The following is a 16,827-nucleotide window of genomic DNA, read 5'->3' as shown; positions in this document are numbered from 1 at the left end:
CCGCCGGCGCTCCGGCCCCGTCAACACTTCCACCAATTCCTGCTTCGTTTTAGTCATAAACACAGTCGTATGCCTACCCGCTATTGTAAGTGGGGGACTGTGTCCGGCGATTCAGGGGGCCGCTCCAGCGGTCCACTTGCGGAAAGCCGCGCAAGTTTGCGATGTATGGCACGCGATTTCGCTCCAGATGGCGTCGCATGCAGGCGTAGCTATTCGGGCTGCACTCAATCATTTCGGCCAACTCGTCCGCGGTCAGGTATCTGCTTTGCATGTCACACCCCATACTTGAAACGATGTGGGCGGATCTTCGCTGCGATGTAGAGCGGATGCTTTGGGCTGCCGTCTCGGTTCAGACCGAGGTGGTGGAGCACATTGCCGCGTCCGCACATCATGATGATGCGCAGCACTTCCGCCGCCCGCTCCGACGCCGCTTTGTGCGCGCCCCACGCGCAGATCACCAAAGAGCAGCGGTCGATCGCGTCCATGACCGCGCCATTGGCTATGTCTTCGCGCCCGAGGGGCGCCGGATGCGTCAACAGGCAGTCGGGATCGGCCGAGCGCAGTGGGAACAAGTTCACCACCTCAATCCCGCCATAGTTGCCGGCGAACGCGCGCTGCAGACACCGCGTTATCGTCGGGTCGGTGACCAGATGGTCGGCGGTCGAGGGGTTGAGCATGATGAAGCCCAGCGCCGACCGGCTGTCGTCCCAATGGCGCCAGAGGCGATAGCGGTACTGCTCGCAATCCGACAGGATGCATCCGGCCTCGCCGTCGAGCGTGGTTTCGATCAGGCGTTTCATCGTGACGTTCTAAAGTTTCCCGGTCCGATGCCGAAAGCGTACGGAGGCGCGCCTCCGGTAACTGCGCTCACATTCACGGACGGAAAATGATCAATAGGAATACTGCTCTCTTGGTACTGCTGACCGCAGCTGGCCTTGCTGGTTGCCAAGCTGTGAACGACGGATTGACCGCAACCAACCAAGCGCTGGGTGCTTTGAATACCGCGTTGGGCACGCCAACCACCGGTCGTTCTGGCGGCGTGTCGGCTGGGACTGGTATGGTTTATGTCCCTGCTGAAATCAAGCAACGGACGTCTGCAGCAATCACCAATGCGCAGGTGCAGGAAACCAACCGGATGATCGCTGAGGCACGCCCAGCGATTGAGAACGTTGTCGGTCTGGCCGCATGTGGAGCGGACCCAAAGCGCATGGCGCAGTACACGGATCCTAGCGACACTTCGTATAGCTTCTGGTCTCCCTTGAACAGCATGAGCTATCACAAATCGGGATGCGTGAGCCCCGTACGTGTGGCCGGTTGGCAGAAGCGTTCCGCCAACGCCATTAGCTTCATAGTCGACTACGTTTCTCCCCAGAGTGAGGAGGGTACTCGTCGCAACTACACGGCCATTAAGCAGCCCAGCGGAGAATGGCTCTTCAGATGGGGAAGCTGACACCGGCGCGTCTCCGAACAAGGAGGCCGCCCTAGCGACGCTGACGAGAATGAGAGATTCTTTTGTCATGCTAGGATGTCGCGACCGAACTGTTGGAGGAAGAAAAATGGCTGACCATTTATTCCTGGAGGAAAATGGGTACTTTGCGTATGCATTTGCTTCCGAAATGGCCGACGGTAAGTGGGAGGCTTTCGTTGTTTTTGAACGGAAGGCTGACCATCAAAAGACCTTGGTCCCATGTGTGAAGCATCGCCTCGTGAAACAGTTTGAGGAGTTTGATCGGGCGATGGCGGCAGCCGGAGAGTTCGCCCTCGACCGTATGCAACGCGACGAAACCGGGCTTTAGTCACGGGACTCCGTTTGCTGCGCCACGGTCAGTGCGATCGCCACCGGCCGCACCCACACCGGCGTTGCCGAGAGTTGGAACGTCTCGCCGAACTCCGCCAGTAGCAGCGTGCTGCCCATCACGTCGGCTATTGCCTCGGCTGCATATGGCGGCACAGCGTTGCCGATGCGCATCACGCCATGCCTGGTCGCTCAAGCCGTCCAGCTCGAGGTATTCCTCGGGCTCGATCAGGGACTGGATGACGGCGAGTTCCAGCGTGGTGAATGGCCGGTGCCAAGTGCCATCCAGCGCGCGGATGATGGCGATCAGCTTGTCGTTCGCCGCCGGCAGGCGCGGATCGGCCACCGACCACTTGCCATTGTCGTAGCCAGCTGCGGGCCGAAACGGCGCCACTGTGCTGATTCCAGCTAACCACACCGTAGTGCCCGGCGGTCAGGTAGTTGTCGCCTTTCTCGCGGTGGAAGCCGGGGCGGGGGTCGGCAACGGCAAACGCGCCTTGGCCGGTGGTGCTGCCGGCGATCACCGTGCCCGTTGCTTCGTCCGATTGTGTGACGGAGTACTTTCGGTAGGTTGGTCCTTCGCGGCGGGGGTCGGCGACGCACTGTCCAGTGCCGTGCGCGCTGGTAACGGCGCCGGCGGCCTGGCTCCACGGCACGACGCGGTATTCGTTGTTGTGCTTAGCCGGGCCGATGTGGCGCGGGTCTGCCACGCTGAACGTGCCTTGCCCGGGCGACTTCACGCCGATGATCGCGCCGGACGCCTCACGCCAGCCCAGAACACCATGCTGCTGATATTGCGCGGCATTAGCGGGGGCGCGCGGATCCGCCACCGAGAATGCGCCATTAGTCGGCAGAGACTCACCCGCGGACAAATCAAGCGCGGTGGAAATGCCCATGACCGACATGCGCCGCCGCTATACCGCCGAAATCATGGAGAGCGAGGCGCGCATGAAGCTGGCGCAGGAGGGCGCGCGCATCGTCACGTGGGAATGGAACCTGATCACGGACGACGTGACCTACTCGTCCAACGTCGAAGCCGTGTACGGCTGGCGCATCGTCAGCAATGAAAGCTTCTGGAAGCATGTGCATGCCGATGACGTTCCCATGATGAACGCCGCCTACGAGGAATCGCTGCACACCGGCCGCGCGCACGAGTTCGACTTCCGTCTGTACCAGCCTGACGGCAGCATCCGCTGGATTTCGTCGCGCGCCACGCCGGTGCGGGAGCTGGACGGGCGCATCGTCAAGATCGTCGGCATCAGCATGGACAACACCGCGCGCAAGCTCGCCGAGCAGTCGCTGCGCGATCAGCAGGCGCGGTTCCAGGCTGTGTTCGCGTTGACGTCGGAAGGCATGGCGTTGATGGACGGGGAGTTGCGCTGCGAGTCGGTCAACGCGGCGCTGGTGGAGATGATCGGCTGCGATGCCGCTGCGCTGCTGGGCGATGGGCTCGCCGGACGTTTCGCCGACGCCGGGGCGCGCCTGCGCAGGATGACGCGCGCCCGGCCGAAAGCGGAGTTCGGCGCCAAGCTGCAGCGGGGGGACGGAAGTGCGCTGGCGGTGACGGTCCGCGCGATGCTGGAGCGCAGCGAGGACGGCGCGCCGTACTACGCTCTGGCGATGCGCCTGGCCTGACTGTCCAGCTGCCAGGACTTGGCTCGTTTGCAAGGCGAGGGACTGACGCGCCGGACAAAAACGCCAACCCTGAATGAACTACACCCCAAAAGCTGGACACCGGTCCAACCTTTGGGGTGCTTGGCCTGGGGTATTACCGGTATCAGAACTGGTTCATGGTGTTGTCTTTACCCGCCGCTTTCAGGGCCGCTTCGCCGCTGAAGTATTCCTTGTGGTCGTCGCCGATGTCCGAGCCCGACATGTTCTGGTGCTTGACGCAGGCGATGCCCTGACGGATTTCCTTGCGCTGCACGCCAGCCACATAACCCAGCATGCCCTGGTCGCCGAAGTATTCCTTGGCCAGGTTGTCGGTCGACAGCGCGGCGGTGTGGTACGTCGGCAGCGTGATGAGGTGGTGGAAGATACCGGCTTCGCGCGACGCGTCGGCCTGGAAGGTGCGGATCTTTTCGTCGGCGATCTTTGCCAGATCGCTATCGTCGTATTCCACGCTCATCAGCTGGGCGCGCTCATAGGCCGACACATCCTTGCCCGCGGCCTTCATCGCGTCATACGTCTGCTGGCGGAAGTTCAGGGTCCAGTTGAACGACGGGCTGTTGTTGTACACCAGCTTGGCGTTCGGGATGACCTTGCGAATCTCGCGGACCATGCCGGCGATCTGCTCGATATGCGGCTTTTCGGTTTCGATCCACAGCAGGTCGGCGCCGTTCTGCAGCGAGGTAATGCTGTCCAGCACGCAGCGCGCTTCGCCCGTACCGGCGCGGAACTGGAACAGGTTGCTGGCCAGGCGCTTCGGGCGCATCAGCTTGCCGTTCTGCTTGATGACGACATCACCGTTGCCCAGTGCGTCGGCCGAGATTTCGTCGCAATCGAGGAACGAGTTGTACTGGTCGCCCAGGTCGCCCGGCGTGTGGGTCACGGCGATCTGCTTGGTCAGGCCGGCGCCCAGCGAGTCGGTACGGGTCACGATGACGCCGTCGTCCACGCCCAGTTCCAGGAAGGCGTAGCGGATGGCGCGGACCTTGGCCAGGAAGTCCTCATGCGGCACGGTGACCTTGCCGTCCTGGTGGCCGCACTGCTTTTCGTCGGACACCTGGTTTTCGATCTGGATGCAGCACGCGCCTGCTTCGATGAACTGCTTGGCCAGCAGGTAGGTTGCCTCGGCGTTGCCGAAGCCCGCGTCGATGTCGGCGATGATGGGCACCACGTGGGTCACGTGGTTGTCGATCTTTTCCTGAATGGCGGCCTTGGCGGCAGCGTCGTTGGCGGCGTCCAGTTCGCGGAACAGGCCGCCCAGTTCGCGGGCGTCAGCCTGGCGCAGGAAGGTGTACAGCTCGCGGATCAGCGCGCTGACCGAGGTCTTCTCGTGCATCGACTGGTCCGGCAGCGGGCCGAACTCGGAGCGCAGCGCGGCGACCATCCATCCGGACAGGTACAGGTAGCGGCGGTCGGTGCTGTTGAAGTGCTTCTTGATGGAGATCATCTTCTGCTGGCCGATGAAACCGTGCCAGCAGCCCAGCGACTGGGTGTACTTCGACGGGTCCGCATCATAGGCGGCCATGTCGGCGCGCATGATCTTGGCGGTGTACTTGGCGATGTCCAGGCCCGTCTTGAACCTGTTCTGGGCACGCATGCGAGCCGCGTACTCGGGATTGATGGCGTCCCACGCGCTGCCTTGCTTCTCTTTCAAACCAGCAACTGCCTTGATGTCGTCTTGATATTGAGCCATGTGTATCTCCTGGAGCAAAGCGCGTTTGAGTAAATGATCGAGCGTGCCGCTACGTATGTCGAAGCGAACTGCATGAGTGAATAGTAGCGCCGTTTGATGCGTTGCAGCGCTAGTCTTATATAAGACATAAGACTTAATTTATCTTTATTTTTCAAATAGATAGATCTACATTTTCACGATGCGGAACGTATTTTCAGGAGACGAGAGAACGGTGTCGTGGAAGATCTGACTCGAATTCCATAATGTGAAACGCGCTTTCGACTGCTGGAGTAGAGCCCCCGGACCGCTGATCGGAGGAGGCCGCCCCACGAACGAGTTGAGAATCGCAATGGATATATCGGGCCGAGCGGCTGGAGGATCCGGCGTACCCGCCTAGCGTGCCGACGGCCGCAACGCCCGCATCCCGGCCTTGACCAGGCTCACCGCAGCCAGCACCAGCGCGCCGGCGACGATGCCGGCAATCCCGTCGAGCGCCAACGGGGTCAGCGCGGACAGGACACCGCCGATCGCCGGCACGCCTGCCGCCGCCTGTGCCGCGGCTTCCAGCACGTGGTGCATCGCCGGGATGCCGTGCATCAGGATGCCGCCGCCCACCAGGAACATTGCCACCGTGCCGGCAAGCGACAAGGCTTTCATCAGCCAGGGTGCCAGCCGCAGCAAACCTCGGCCCAGCCAGCGGAAGCCGGCCGACGATCGCCGGCTCAGATACAGGCCCGCGTCATCGAGCTTCACGATGCCGGCCACCAGGCCATAGACGCCGACCGTCATGATGGCGGCGATCGCGCATAAGACCGCGAGCCGCTGGCCGAACGGAGCGTCGGCGACGGTGCCCAGCGAGATGACGATGATTTCAGCCGAAAGGATGAAGTCCGTGCGGACCGCACCCTTGATCTTCTCTTTCTCGAACGCCACCACATCGACCACGGGGTTCGACATGGCCTGGCGTTCACGGAGGTGATGTGCCGCGTCCTCCGCATCGCTGTGCAAGAACCGGTGTGCCAGTTTTTCAAAGCCTTCATAGCAAAGAAACGCGCCGCCCACCATGAGTAGCGGCACGACGGCCCACGGCGCCCAGGCGCTGATGGCCAGCGCCGCCGGGACGAGTATCACCTTGTTGCGAAGCGACCCCAGCGCGACGGCCCATACCACCGGCAGTTCCCGGTCTGCCTTGACGCCGCTGACCTGCTGCGCGTTCAGCGCCAGGTCGTCGCCCAGTACGCCGGCGGTCTTCTTAGCCGCCACTTTGCTCATGGTGGCGACATCGTCGAGGATGGTCGCGATGTCGTCGATCAGTACCAGCAAGCTGGATCCGGCCATGTCAGGACCTCCGCGCGCGGCAGAGGCCTCGCTCATGCAGGCAATGTGTCATTGGTCTTGCTCCTCGTGTCGTTCATTCAACCAAGCAGGTTCCGTACCGCCGATGCCAGCAAATCCGGAAGGGGGCTTCCGGTGACGCAAATGGTAGTTCGCGCGTTGGCAGCGGTTCAACTGTACACGCCAGTTGCCTGCGGGTTTGGCAGTACAGCCAATGGCACGACATTTCGTCCCGCCGATACGAAAGCACCGGGGATACGAAAGTACCGAGGACACCTTCGTGCAATGGACCGGTGCAACGCCGCAACCTAAATTTGCATCGACCAGCAACGTCTCCCAGTGCTGGCGTAGACCAGCGGCGCACGATGGTATCGAACTACCTTCGCATCAAGTGGCATGGAATGCCGGGCCGTTGGCAACGGATGGCTGTGAGGCACGGCGGGGGCGTTACATACCTAAGTCTGATTGCGACAGCGCCGGGCTCGCCGTAAATTGGCTCATGGCAAGCCGCTCCGTTGCGTTGATGCCAGAAAGCGCATCCGCGGGATGACGAACCCCGCGTTCCTTCGCGGTCCCGCCGAGGGCGCCCTTGCCGGATCAGCAGCACCCCCAGGAGTGAGCTTTGGCCTGTCTTGCGCGCATGTGTTCCAGTTTTTATCGAGCTGTGCCGGCTCTGGTCTTTGCGCTTCTTGCTGCCGGGTGCGCAAGCGGTCCTCAGGCGACGCCATCCGATCCTCTCGAGCCCATGAACCGGGCGGTGTTTTCAGCCAACCAGACGATTGACCAGTACGTGGCAACGCCGGTGGCCAAAGGGTATCGGGAGGCCGTGCCCGGCCCCGTGCGAACCGCCGTCAGGAACTTCTTCTCGAACCTCGGCGATGTTTCAAACCTGGTGAACAATCTCTTGCAAGGCAGGGGCGTTGCGGCAGCGGAGACCGGCATGCGGCTGGCGGTGAATTCGGTGCTGGGGATCGGCGGGCTGATCGATATCGCCACACCCGCCGGCATCTCTACGCACCACACCGACTTCGGCCTGACCCTCGGGGCCTGGGGTATGCCGCCAGGACCCTATCTCGTCCTGCCTGTGCTGGGCCCAAGTTCGGTCCGCGATGGCGCCGGCGTGGTCGTGAACGCGGCGCTGTCGCCGGCCACGTATCTTGATCCGTCGGCCAGTTTCGGGCTGTATGGAGCGAGTTTCGTCGATACGCGGACGAACTTGCTGCCGGCCACGGACCTCATCTCGCTCGCTGCGCTGGACAAGTACAGCTTCATGCGCGATGGGTATCTGCAGCGCCGCCGCTACCTCCTCAATGAGGACCAGTCCACGTCAGACGTTGTCGCAGGAGATGGTTATTCCAACGAGGAAGCGACCAGTCCCGGTTGAGCAGGTCCCGGCCAGTCTGTGCTTGCTGCTGGCCCTGGCACTGCGGCGGTCCCCGGACTCAGACGTTCTGTCGTAGCGTTGTGTAGCCGGGGAGGAGGTTGCGCACGGTGCCGGAGAAGTGATCAGGCGCGGCACCGCCGGCCAGACGCAGCCGCGCGGCCATGGTCACCAGCTCGGGGAGCGAGCCGGCGTTCATCTTGCGCATGACCTGACCGCGGTGTGCCTTCACGGTGATCTCGCTGATGCCAAGCTCGCCGCCTACCTGCTTGTTAAGAAGGCCGGACACCACCAACGCCATGACCTCGCGCTCGCGTTGACTGAGCGAGGCGTGGCAATCCTGGATCGCTTTCATCGCAGCCTCATCGCTCAATGCCACGCGACTACGCTCGATGGCGTGCCGGATGGCTTCCAGCAAGACTTCGTCGTCGAACGGCTTGGTGAGAAATTCAACTGCTCCGGCCTTCATCGCCCGCACCGTCATCGGCACGTCGCCGTAGCCGGTGATGAAGATGATCGGCATGTCGGTGCGCTCGGATGCAACGAGGTTCTGAAGATCCAGGCCTCCTTGCGCGAGCCCCCGGGCCACGCCTTTCCAATGGCTACTTCGTGCGGCGTTTGGTCCGCGTACGCTTTTTCCTGGGCGCCACCGGCGTCAGCAATGCGATCCAGGCGTCAGTGGCGCTCTTCATCATGGCGTTGGTTGCAAGCGCGGCTTGACGCTTGCTCTCGGCGGTCGCCCGGCTCCGTGCCGCGCCAGCCACGGTGTTGGCGCCACTCAGCCACATGCTTAGCAACGGATTCTTCTTCAACCATGGATTTTTCATCGTCGGTCCAGGATTCGTAGGTCAGGAACGGCGAAAGGCCGCAGGATCCATGCCAGTGCGGTGGGCGGCGAGGGGCTTGGGGCGTCGGGGCTCACTCGGTAATTTCACGATTGCAGAATTACGCGGGTGACAGTAACTACAAGCTTTCCAGTTGAGCGCAAGGTGCAGAAGGCGAGCCGGGTGCCGTTTGCGCTGACGTTCACAAATATGTCACTCGACGTACATATCGTCCGATTTGCCCACCCAGAGCCATGGGTCAACAAGAAAAAAACGGACATGAACCGAAAGGCAAAACTGATCCCGCTCGCCAGCCTGCTTATGCTGGCCGCCTGCGGAGGAGATGACAACACCACGCCGGCCACGCCCGCGTCGCAGACGCCGACGGTCAGCGCACGCCTGCTCGACAGCGCGGTCGAGGGCGTGCAGTACGCCGCCACCCCCTCGGGCCTGGCGGGCCGGGCCGGCGCGAATGGCAAGTTCGACTGCAAGCAGGGCGACAAGGTCACGTTCAACGTGGGTGGCATCGCGCTCGGCACTGCAGACTGCAAGCCGGACATCACGCCGGCGGATATGGCGGGCACGACGTCGCTGGACGACGTGAAGCTGCAGAACCGCCTGGTGTTCCTGCAGGCGCTCGACGACGACGACAACCCCGCCAACGGCATCCGCATCGTGGCGGCGGTGGCCAGCGCCTTCGCCGGCAAGTCACTGGACTTCTCGGCCGCTGCCGATGCCTTCGACACGGCGCTGCAGGCCATGATGCCCAAGGACGAGGCCGATGCCTCCGGAGCTGCCTACAGCGAGCGCGCCTTTGGCAAGACGCGGCGCGCCGCCGCTATCGAGCATTTTGAATCGACGCTGGCGACCGAGCTGGGCCAGTCCTCCACCACCCGCATCAGCCAGGCCAGCGCCCGCGGCGAGGTGCAGATCACCAAGTACGTGCTGAACGCGCCGGATTCGCTGTACATCCCATACGAAGGCAGCAACGAGGCGGCGCGCAAGGAGTTCGCCAAGGGCTTTTTCCCGGCTATCGGCTCGGGCCTGGTATTCAAGGGCACGAAGGCCAACGGCTCACTTGAATTCTGGGGTATCACCGACCGCGGCCCGAACGGCGACTCGCCGAATGCGCCGGTGCCGGGCAACCCGACGCTGACCAGCATCACCAAGATGTTCCCGGCGCCCAGCTACACACCGTCGATCGGCGTGATCACGGTGGGCGCCAAGGGTGCGACCGTCGACAGCCTGATGCCGCTGGCCGCCGACGCCACCACGCGTATCAGCGGCCGCCCGCTGCCGTTCACCAGTGTGGGCAGCAGCCTGGAGATCCCGCTGTCGGATGCCCTGAAGTACGACGCGGCCAAGGGCGCCTTTGATCCGCAGGGCCTGGATAGCGAAAGCCTCGTGTACGACGCCGCCGCCAAGGTGTTCTGGACCTCGGACGAATACGGCCCGTTTATCGTCAAGATCGATGCGGCCACCGGCGTGATCCTCAAGCGCTATGCGCCCGGCACCACCGCCGGCAGCCTGCCCGACGTGCTCAAGCACCGCCGCGCCAACCGGGGCATGGAAGGGCTGGCCATGGACAGCGCGAGCGGCAAGCTGCACGGCTTCCTGCAAAGCCCGGTCGATCCGTTCGACGCCAATGGCAAGAGCATCGAGACCGTCGACAGCGCGGACCTGGACCAGGACGGCAAGAACACCGACAAGGTCAAGCTGAAGGACTACGCGCAGTTCGCCCGCTGGATCGAATTCGACCCGAAGACCGAGACGTCGAAGCTCTACGCCTATCCGCTCACCTACGCGCTGGCCGCCAGCGGCGAGAAGTGGGACCGCAACCGGACCGGCAGCGCCAAGCTGGGTGACCTGGTGTCGCTCGGCAACGGCAAGTTCATCGTGATCGAGCAGGGCGCCGACGCCAACGGCGCGGTGCGCAACTTCCTGATGCTGGTGGAAGTGCCGTCCAGCGCCACCGACATTGCCGCGATCGGCATCGAACTGGAGAAGAACAGCATCGATGGCACCACCGCGAGCGCGGTGTCGTGGGCCAACGTGGTCAAGCTGAAGAAGACCGTGCTTCTTGACCTGAACGCGGTCGGCTGGAGGGCCGAGAAGGCCGAGGGCCTGGCGGTGGTCGACGGACAGACGCTGGCGCTCATCAACGATAGCGACTTCGGCTTGCGCACCAGCATGGTCGACGCTTCAGGCGCGTTGATTGCCGGCGACCCCACCGAGTGCACGGTGGATGCCGACGGCGCCATCGTCAACGACGGCAAATGCGCCGCAGGTGCGGTCGGTGTGCGCGTGACGCGCGGCAACGTCGTGGATCGCAAAACGCGCCTGTGGCTGCTGAAGTTCCCGAAGGCGCTGTCCGGCTACTCGCTGCCCTGAGCCTTGGCGACTTTGAAGGAAAACCGCCGGTGCAGAACCGGCGGTTTTTTTATCCTGGGCGGTATTCTGGCGAATAGCGAGCGGGGATCGGTCAGTAGACCGTCCCCGGGGCTCAGTGTCTCCCGGCCTAGACCGCTGAGATGCCGCCGTCTTGCTGTCCCGTCCCGGCCGACGGCGGCGCCGTGACAATCGAACGCAGTGCCGGGTGGGCAGGCTGCAGCGATGCCAGGTCCGGCACCGGACGGCGCAATGCCGGCGACGCGGCGAACGCCGCTTCCATGGCCCGCGCCGCCGACAACGTTTGCAGGTCGCCACGGAAGCGGCCGGTGACCTGCAAGCCGAACGGCATGCCGGCGTCGTCGCTGCCGCAGGGCAGCGCGATGGCAGGGTGCGTGGTCAGCGTCACGACATAGGTCAGCGCCAGCCAGCGGTAGTAGTTCTCTTGCTTCTCGCCGTTGATGGTGTCGGCGTACAGGTCGGTCCAGGAGAACGGCGACACGGGCGTGGTCGGCGACAGGATCAGGTCGTATTGCTGGTAGGCCCGCTGGAAGCGCTGCAGGATCCGGTTCTGCTCGGCCTGTGCCCATGCGCTGTCGGCCAGCGACATCTTCGCGCCCATTTCATAGTTGGCGCGGGTGTTGGGCCCGAGCGCCGCGGGGTCGCGCTGGTAAGCGTCGTGCAGGCCGGCGACGAAGCTCTCGGCACGCAGCACGTCGAAGCAGCGGTGCACATCGCCAAGTTCGAAGCTGACTTCGTCGCAACGCGCGAAGAGGTGGCGCATCGCCGCGATCTTCGTGCGGAACACGCGGCGGATGCCGTCATCGACCGCGCAGCTGCCGAAGTCTTCAGTCCAGCCCACGCGCAACGTCGACAGGTCGACCGGCGGCGGCGACAGGTACGCATTGGCGTCCACCGCGTAGCTCAGTGGGTCGGTCGCTGACATGCCCGCCGAGGCCGCCAGCTGCAGGCAGGTGTCGTCGACGGTGCGCCCCATCGGTCCCACCACCGAGATCGGCGTCCAGCCCAGCAGCTTGCGCGAATTGGGCACGATGCCGGGCGACGGGCGGAACCCGACCACGCCGCACTTGGCCGCGGGAATGCGCAGCGAGCCGCCGGTGTCGGAGCCGGTGCAGACCGGCAGCAGGTCCGCAGCCAGCGCCGCCGCTGATCCGCCCGACGATCCGCCGGCATTGAGGTTCGGGTTGAACGGATTGCCGGTCGCGCCCCAGACCGCGTTGCGCGAATTCGCGCCCGCGCCCATCTCCGGAATGTTGGTCTTGCCGACCACGATGGCGCCGGCCGCGCGCAAGCGCGCCACCAGCACGTTGTCCTCGGCCGGCACATGGTTGCGGAACAGCGGCGAACCATAGGTGGTCAGCAGCCCCTGCGTCGCCTCCAGGTCCTTGACCCCGAGCGGCAGCCCGTGCAGCAGGCCGAGCGGTTCATTGCGCAGCACCGCCCGCTCGGCGGCGCGCGCTTCCTGGCGGGCACGCTCGTAGCAGGTGGCCGTGATGGCATTGATCAGCGGGTTGTAGGCCTCGATGCGCGCGATGCACGCTTCGAGCAGTTCGACCGGCGAGATTTCCCCGGAGCCGATCAGGCGGCGCAGTTCGACCGCGCTCAGTGAGGTCAGCGATGTTTGCATCGGTTGCTTGGAGCTGGAACGAAAGTCTGTGGCGCGGTGCCGCTGTCGCGGTACCGGCCGGTGTCAGGAAGGTCAGTCGAGCTTGATGCTGGCGCGCTGCGCGATCGCGCGCATCTGCGGGATTTCCTTGTCGATCATGGCGGCGACCTGCTTGCCGGGCGCGAACGAGGGCTCGATGCCGCTGTCCGCCAGCTGGCTGCGTGTGGCCGGATCGGCAATGGTGTCGGCCAGCGCCTTCTCCAGCTTCGCCCGGACCTCGGCGGGCAGGCCGCGCGGCCCGACCAGCGCGATCCAGGTGCTGGTATCCATGCCGGGATAGCCGCTTTCCGCAACGGTCGGCACATTGGGCAGCAGCGTGGAGCGCTTCGCCGTGGTGACCGCGATGGCCTTGATCTTGCCCGACTTCAGCTGCGGGATCGCCGCGGCGACGGTATCGACGCTGAACGGGATCTGGCCGCCGATCAGGTCGGTCATTGCCGGCGCGCTGCCCTTGTACGGGACATGGAGCAGCTTGGTGCCGGTGAGGTTCAGCAGTTCCTCGCCGGCGAAGTGCGCGGTGGTGCCGGCGCCGAACGAGCCATACGAGTACTTGTCCGGCTGTGCCTTGACCGCGCTGACGAACTCCTTGAGGTTGTTGACCGGCACGTCGCGGTTGGCCAGCAGCACCAGCCCGGTCGAGCCGATCAGCCCGATCGGCTCGAAGTTCTTTTGCGGGTCATATGGCAGCCTGGCGTAGACCGCGGGATTGACGGTAAAGGTGGTGCCCGAGGTGGCCATCAGCGTGTAGCCGTCGGGGGCCGACTTTGCCACGTAGCCCGCTGCCACCACCGTGCCCGCGCCGGGGCGGTTCTCCACCACCACGGTCTGGCCGAGCCGTTCGCCAAGCTTGCGCGCGATCGTGCGGCCGACCAGGTCGGTGGCGCCGCCCGGCGGGAACGGCAGCACAAGCTGGATCGGCTTGGACGGATAACCGTCCTGCGCCGCGGCCGGAGCAGGGGCCAGCACGGCGGCGGCCAGGCTGCAGGCGCACAGGAACAAGGTGGGGCGGTGAGCGGTGGATCGCATGGAGGGGCTCCGGCAGACAGGACTCGACGCTGCGCGGAGGAAGGGATCCGGCCGCGTCGAACCCATCGTACGACCGATCCGTCGTGGAATCGTGGCAATGTTTCGAACGCTTGATTGCCAAAATGGCAATCCATAGAATGGACTCCGTCGGCGCATTTAACACCCCATCACCTTCCGCCCATGTCCTACCGCATCCTGCAGGAAACTGCGGTCCGCTACTTCCTGGAAGTCGTGCGCACCGGCTCGGTCAAGGACGCCGCGCTCAAGCTCAACGTGGCGCCGTCGGCGGTAAGCCGGCAGATCGCCAAGCTGGAAAGCGAGCTGGATACGCTGCTGTTCGACCGGCGCGCCCGCGGTCTCGTGCCCAACGCCGCGGGTGAACTGCTGGCCGCACACGCCAAGCGCGCGCAGCAGGAGATCGATCGCGTCACCGGCGATATCCAGGCGCTGCGCGGCCTGCGCGTCGGCCAGGTGCGCCTGGCAAGCGTGGAGGGCATCGCCCACGATTTCATCCCGGCACTGGCCGCCAGCTTCCGGGAAAAGTATGGCGGGATCCGCTTCGACCTGGACGTCTGCTCGCAAGGCGACATCGCGCGCCGCATCCGGGACGGCGAGGCGGATATCGGCATCACGCTGAGCGGGCTGCCCGAGCCTGAGCTCGAAGTGGAGCTGCGCCATCCGGCGCCGGTGCTGGCCATCATGGCGCCGGACCACCCGCTGGCCGGACAGCGCCAGGTCTCGCTGTCGCAGCTGGTCGGCTACCCGCTGGCGCTGCCGCCGAAGGAAAGCTCGCTGCGGCAGCTGCTGGACACGAGCTGCAGCCGCCAGGGGCTGAGCTACCAGACCGTTTTCTCCAGCAATAACCTGGACTCGCTGGTCGGATTCACGACGGCCGGTGGCGGCGTCGTCGCTTTCTATGGCGAGCTGTCGGTCCGTCGACGGCTGCTGGAGGGCAGCATTGCCGCCATACCGCTGCGCGACCGCGAAATGAACGAGCGCTATATCGAGATCCAGACGCTGGCCCGCCGCAACCTGCCGCCCGCGGGACGCGCCTTTGTGCAACACCTCGTCGAGGGCATCACGAACATCAGCACCCGATGATTGCCGGAAAGGCAATCGCCGATTTCAATAATTGCTCGCGAACGATATTCCGCACGGCCCTGCCGCCGATGCAGAATCAGGCTTCGGATCCCGGGATCAAGCCTGCCGTGCGGCAGCACCGCATCAGACATCATGACAAAGGACATCGTTGTACTCGGCGCCGGCATGGTCGGCGTCTGCACCGCGCTGGCGCTGCGCCAGCGCGGCCATGCGGTCGTGCTGGTCGACCGGCGGGAGCCGGGCAGGGAAACGTCTTATGGCAACGCCGGCATCATCCAGCGTGAAGCGGTGCAGCCCTACGCCTTTCCGCGCGAGTGGATGGCCATGCTGCGCGTGGTGGCCCGGCAGGGCAACGATGTCCACTACCACCCGGGTGCGCTCGCCAGCCTGCTGCCGACGCTGGCGCGCTACTGGCGCGAATCCGCGCCCGACCGCTATGCCAGTACCGTCACGGCCTACAGCGCGCTCATCCGCCATTGCCTGGCCGAGCACGAGCGCCTCATCGCGCTGGCCGGCGCGGACGATCTCGTGCGCAAGTCGGGATGGCTCCAGGCCTATCGCAGCGCGGCAGCCTTCGACGAGGCGGCGCGTGCCGCGACCGTAACCGGGCAGCAGCACGGGCTCGACTACCGGATCCTCGATCAGGCCTGCATCACCGCAACCGACCCGGCGTGGCGCGGCCCGCTGGCCGGGGCCATCCACTGGCGCGATCCGTGGACCGTCGCGGATCCCGGCGAGCTGGTCAGCCGCTATGCCGCGTTGTACACGCAGTCTGGCGGCATCGTGCGCCGCGGCGACGCGACGACATTGAAGCAGACGGGAAGCGGCTGGACCGTGGCAACGGACGAGGGTCCGGTCAACGCCGCCAACGCCGTCATTGCGCTGGGGCCGTGGGCCTCGGCGCTGATCCGGCCGCTCGGCTACCGCTTCCCGCTGTTCGTCAAGCGCGGCTACCACCGCCACTATGCAGCCGAATCCATGCCGTCGCTGCCGCTGCTGGATGTCGAGAACGGCTTCCTCCTGGCGCCGATGAAGCGTGGCCTGCGCCTGACTACCGGCGCCGAGTTCGCCCATCACGATGCGGCGCCGACGCCGGTCCAGCTGCATAAGGCCGAGCGCCACGCGCGCGAGCTGGTGCGGATGGGCGAGCCGGTCGAGGACTCGCCGTGGCTGGGCGCGCGGCCGTGTGTCGCCGATATGTTGCCGATCGTAGGACAGGCACCGCGCCATCGCGGCCTGTGGTTCAACTTCGGGCATGGCCACCAGGGTTTCACGCTGGGACCCGTCACGGGCCGGCTGCTGGGCGAGTTGATGGACGGCGAGCAGCCGTGGGTCGATGCCCGGCCGTATGATCCCGTGCGCTTCGGCTGAACCCGAGCGCGGGCACTTCGACATCACGGGCAAGGAATGGCGACTTTGGCTGTCATCAGCCAAAGTCGCCACGCAAGCAACTATGCCTGCGCTTCCTGTTCGGTTCTGGCGGCCAGCATTTGTCCGATCCAGTAGCCACTGTTGACCTCGATATTCTCCTGCAGGGTCATCAGGTCGACCATCTGGTTGCTTGCCAGCAGCACCGCGCGGGCGAGCAGGTCGAATTCCTGCTCGACCAGCTTGGATACGGTGTTGGCACGCTTGACCTGCGCGCGCTCCTGCAGCCAGGTAGCCCAGCCGTGCAACCATTCCTGCTGCTGCGCCTGCAGGCGCTGGACGATCGCGGACTGGAACTGCAGCAACTCCGCAAGCAGTTGCGTATCCATGCTGAAAGGCGCCAGGTTCAGGGCCTTGGCTCCGGTACCGGCGGTACGCATGGCCCACCCGCTCGTCAGCGTCTGGAGCATCAAGGCCCGCTGCATCGCGGCGGGCTGGGTCATGGCGAGGGCGTGGTGCAGTGCCGGCACCGCCTCGGTCTTCGGCACGGTCAGCGCGCCGTCGTGGGGACTCATCATGGTT

The 16,827-nt window shown here is 64.8% G+C and carries 15 protein-coding genes and 1 pseudogene; 7 read left to right on the top strand and 9 right to left on the bottom strand.

The genetic code is table 11. The annotated features are described in order from the left end of the window. Nucleotides 1–272: 272 nt before the first annotated feature. Nucleotides 273–800 carry a DUF1643 domain-containing protein gene (locus tag VSR71_RS10395; RefSeq protein WP_342913776.1) on the bottom strand — a complete coding sequence of 176 codons (528 nt, stop codon included), beginning with the start codon at nucleotides 798–800 and terminating at the stop codon, nucleotides 273–275. A gap of 110 nt (nucleotides 801–910) precedes the next feature. On the opposite strand from VSR71_RS10395, the gene VSR71_RS10390 reads away from it, so the two are divergent. Both VSR71_RS10390 and VSR71_RS10385 read left to right on the top strand, forming a co-directional pair. Then, a complete protein-coding gene (locus VSR71_RS10390; protein ID WP_342913775.1) occupies nucleotides 911–1,450 on the top strand; it encodes a hypothetical protein in 540 nt (179 codons plus the stop codon). 106 nt (nucleotides 1,451–1,556) lie between these two features. Beyond that, nucleotides 1,557–1,796: a hypothetical protein gene (locus VSR71_RS10385; protein ID WP_342913774.1), complete on the top strand. Its 240-nt coding sequence runs from the start codon at nucleotides 1,557–1,559 to the stop codon at nucleotides 1,794–1,796. Here the strand turns inward: VSR71_RS10385 and VSR71_RS10380 are convergent. Further along, nucleotides 1,793–2,661 (bottom strand): annotated as a pseudogene (locus VSR71_RS10380) (DNA cytosine methyltransferase); the annotation flags it as partial. The gene VSR71_RS10385 and the pseudogene VSR71_RS10380 overlap by 4 nt on opposite strands. Nucleotides 2,662–2,689: 28 nt before the next feature. Here VSR71_RS10380 and VSR71_RS10375 point away from each other — a divergent pair. After that, nucleotides 2,690–3,430, top strand: a complete 741-nt coding sequence (locus tag VSR71_RS10375) for a PAS domain-containing protein (protein ID WP_342913773.1) — start codon at nucleotides 2,690–2,692, stop codon at nucleotides 3,428–3,430. 142 nt (nucleotides 3,431–3,572) lie between these two features. On the opposite strand, the gene VSR71_RS10370 is transcribed toward VSR71_RS10375, so the two are convergent. Then, nucleotides 3,573–5,156 (bottom strand): isocitrate lyase, encoded by a 1,584-nt coding sequence (locus VSR71_RS10370; protein WP_342913772.1) that lies wholly within the window; start codon nucleotides 5,154–5,156, stop codon nucleotides 3,573–3,575. A 372-nt stretch (nucleotides 5,157–5,528) separates the two neighbouring features. Then, entirely contained in the window at nucleotides 5,529–6,473 is a 945-nt protein-coding gene (locus tag VSR71_RS10365) for a DUF808 domain-containing protein (RefSeq protein ID WP_342913771.1), read from the bottom strand. A gap of 637 nt (nucleotides 6,474–7,110) precedes the next feature. On the opposite strand from VSR71_RS10365, the gene VSR71_RS10360 reads away from it, so the two are divergent. Further along, entirely contained in the window at nucleotides 7,111–7,854 is a 744-nt protein-coding gene (locus tag VSR71_RS10360; protein WP_342913798.1) for a VacJ family lipoprotein, read from the top strand. A gap of 58 nt (nucleotides 7,855–7,912) precedes the next feature. Here the strand turns inward: VSR71_RS10360 and VSR71_RS10355 are convergent, their stop codons facing one another. Both VSR71_RS10355 and VSR71_RS10350 read right to left on the bottom strand, forming a co-directional pair. Beyond that, nucleotides 7,913–8,440: a response regulator transcription factor gene (locus VSR71_RS10355; protein ID WP_342913770.1), complete on the bottom strand. Its 528-nt coding sequence runs from the start codon at nucleotides 8,438–8,440 to the stop codon at nucleotides 7,913–7,915. Nucleotides 8,441–8,453: 13 nt separating this feature from the next. Then, a complete protein-coding gene (locus tag VSR71_RS10350; protein ID WP_342913769.1) occupies nucleotides 8,454–8,678 on the bottom strand; it encodes a hypothetical protein in 225 nt (74 codons plus the stop codon). A 276-nt stretch (nucleotides 8,679–8,954) separates the two neighbouring features. Here VSR71_RS10350 and VSR71_RS10345 point away from each other — a divergent pair, with 276 nt between their 5' ends. Continuing rightward, a complete protein-coding gene (locus VSR71_RS10345; protein ID WP_342913768.1) occupies nucleotides 8,955–11,066 on the top strand; it encodes an esterase-like activity of phytase family protein in 2,112 nt (703 codons plus the stop codon). Nucleotides 11,067–11,193: 127 nt separating this feature from the next. On the opposite strand, the gene VSR71_RS10340 is transcribed toward VSR71_RS10345, so the two are convergent. Both VSR71_RS10340 and VSR71_RS10335 read right to left on the bottom strand, forming a co-directional pair. Then, nucleotides 11,194–12,711 carry an amidase gene (locus tag VSR71_RS10340; RefSeq protein WP_342913767.1) on the bottom strand — a complete coding sequence of 506 codons (1,518 nt, stop codon included), beginning with the start codon at nucleotides 12,709–12,711 and terminating at the stop codon, nucleotides 11,194–11,196. Between the two features lie 72 nt (nucleotides 12,712–12,783). Next, the gene (locus VSR71_RS10335) at nucleotides 12,784–13,776 is read right to left on the bottom strand and encodes a tripartite tricarboxylate transporter substrate binding protein (RefSeq protein ID WP_342913766.1); all 993 of its coding nucleotides are present in this window, start codon (nucleotides 13,774–13,776) and stop codon (nucleotides 12,784–12,786) included. Nucleotides 13,777–13,956: 180 nt separating this feature from the next. Between VSR71_RS10335 and VSR71_RS10330 the strand changes: the two genes are divergently transcribed. Together VSR71_RS10330 and VSR71_RS10325 are read left to right on the top strand one after the other, a co-directional pair. Beyond that, complete coding sequence (locus tag VSR71_RS10330; protein ID WP_342913765.1) at nucleotides 13,957–14,877, top strand: LysR substrate-binding domain-containing protein; 921 nt, start codon at nucleotides 13,957–13,959, stop codon at nucleotides 14,875–14,877. A 132-nt stretch (nucleotides 14,878–15,009) separates the two neighbouring features. Continuing rightward, nucleotides 15,010–16,248: an FAD-dependent oxidoreductase gene (locus tag VSR71_RS10325; RefSeq protein WP_342913764.1), complete on the top strand. Its 1,239-nt coding sequence runs from the start codon at nucleotides 15,010–15,012 to the stop codon at nucleotides 16,246–16,248. An 80-nt stretch (nucleotides 16,249–16,328) separates the two neighbouring features. Here the strand turns inward: VSR71_RS10325 and VSR71_RS10320 are convergent, their stop codons facing one another. Further along, complete coding sequence (locus VSR71_RS10320; RefSeq protein WP_342913763.1) at nucleotides 16,329–16,823, bottom strand: hypothetical protein; 495 nt, start codon at nucleotides 16,821–16,823, stop codon at nucleotides 16,329–16,331. Between the last annotated feature and the right edge of the window lie 4 nt (nucleotides 16,824–16,827).

The sequence above is a fragment of the Cupriavidus oxalaticus genome (genome assembly GCF_038900635.1).
GTDB classification, from domain to species: Bacteria; Pseudomonadota; Gammaproteobacteria; order Burkholderiales; family Burkholderiaceae; genus Cupriavidus; species Cupriavidus oxalaticus_B.
The sequence above is the reverse complement of the archived record's forward strand: the minus strand, read 5'-3'. Positions and strand labels throughout refer to the sequence as shown.

Excerpts from the sequence above, each read along its gene's own strand:
- VSR71_RS10395 (WP_342913776.1), bottom strand. The coding sequence starts at position 800 with ATGAAACGCCTGATCGAAACCACGCTCGACGGCGAGGCCGGATGCATC.
- VSR71_RS10385 (WP_342913774.1), top strand. The coding sequence starts at position 1,557 with ATGGCTGACCATTTATTCCTGGAGGAAAATGGGTACTTTGCGTATGCA.
- VSR71_RS10375 (WP_342913773.1), top strand. The coding sequence starts at position 2,690 with ATGACCGACATGCGCCGCCGCTATACCGCCGAAATCATGGAGAGCGAG.
- VSR71_RS10370 (WP_342913772.1), bottom strand. The coding sequence starts at position 5,156 with ATGGCTCAATATCAAGACGACATCAAGGCAGTTGCTGGTTTGAAAGAG.
- VSR71_RS10365 (WP_342913771.1), bottom strand. The coding sequence starts at position 6,473 with ATGGCCGGATCCAGCTTGCTGGTACTGATCGACGACATCGCGACCATC.
- VSR71_RS10360 (WP_342913798.1), top strand. The coding sequence starts at position 7,111 with ATGTGTTCCAGTTTTTATCGAGCTGTGCCGGCTCTGGTCTTTGCGCTT.
- VSR71_RS10350 (WP_342913769.1), bottom strand. The coding sequence starts at position 8,678 with ATGAAAAATCCATGGTTGAAGAAGAATCCGTTGCTAAGCATGTGGCTG.
- VSR71_RS10345 (WP_342913768.1), top strand. The coding sequence starts at position 8,955 with ATGAACCGAAAGGCAAAACTGATCCCGCTCGCCAGCCTGCTTATGCTG.
- VSR71_RS10340 (WP_342913767.1), bottom strand. The coding sequence starts at position 12,711 with ATGCAAACATCGCTGACCTCACTGAGCGCGGTCGAACTGCGCCGCCTG.
- VSR71_RS10335 (WP_342913766.1), bottom strand. The coding sequence starts at position 13,776 with ATGCGATCCACCGCTCACCGCCCCACCTTGTTCCTGTGCGCCTGCAGC.
- VSR71_RS10330 (WP_342913765.1), top strand. The coding sequence starts at position 13,957 with ATGTCCTACCGCATCCTGCAGGAAACTGCGGTCCGCTACTTCCTGGAA.
- VSR71_RS10325 (WP_342913764.1), top strand. The coding sequence starts at position 15,010 with ATGACAAAGGACATCGTTGTACTCGGCGCCGGCATGGTCGGCGTCTGC.
- VSR71_RS10320 (WP_342913763.1), bottom strand. The coding sequence starts at position 16,823 with ATGATGAGTCCCCACGACGGCGCGCTGACCGTGCCGAAGACCGAGGCG.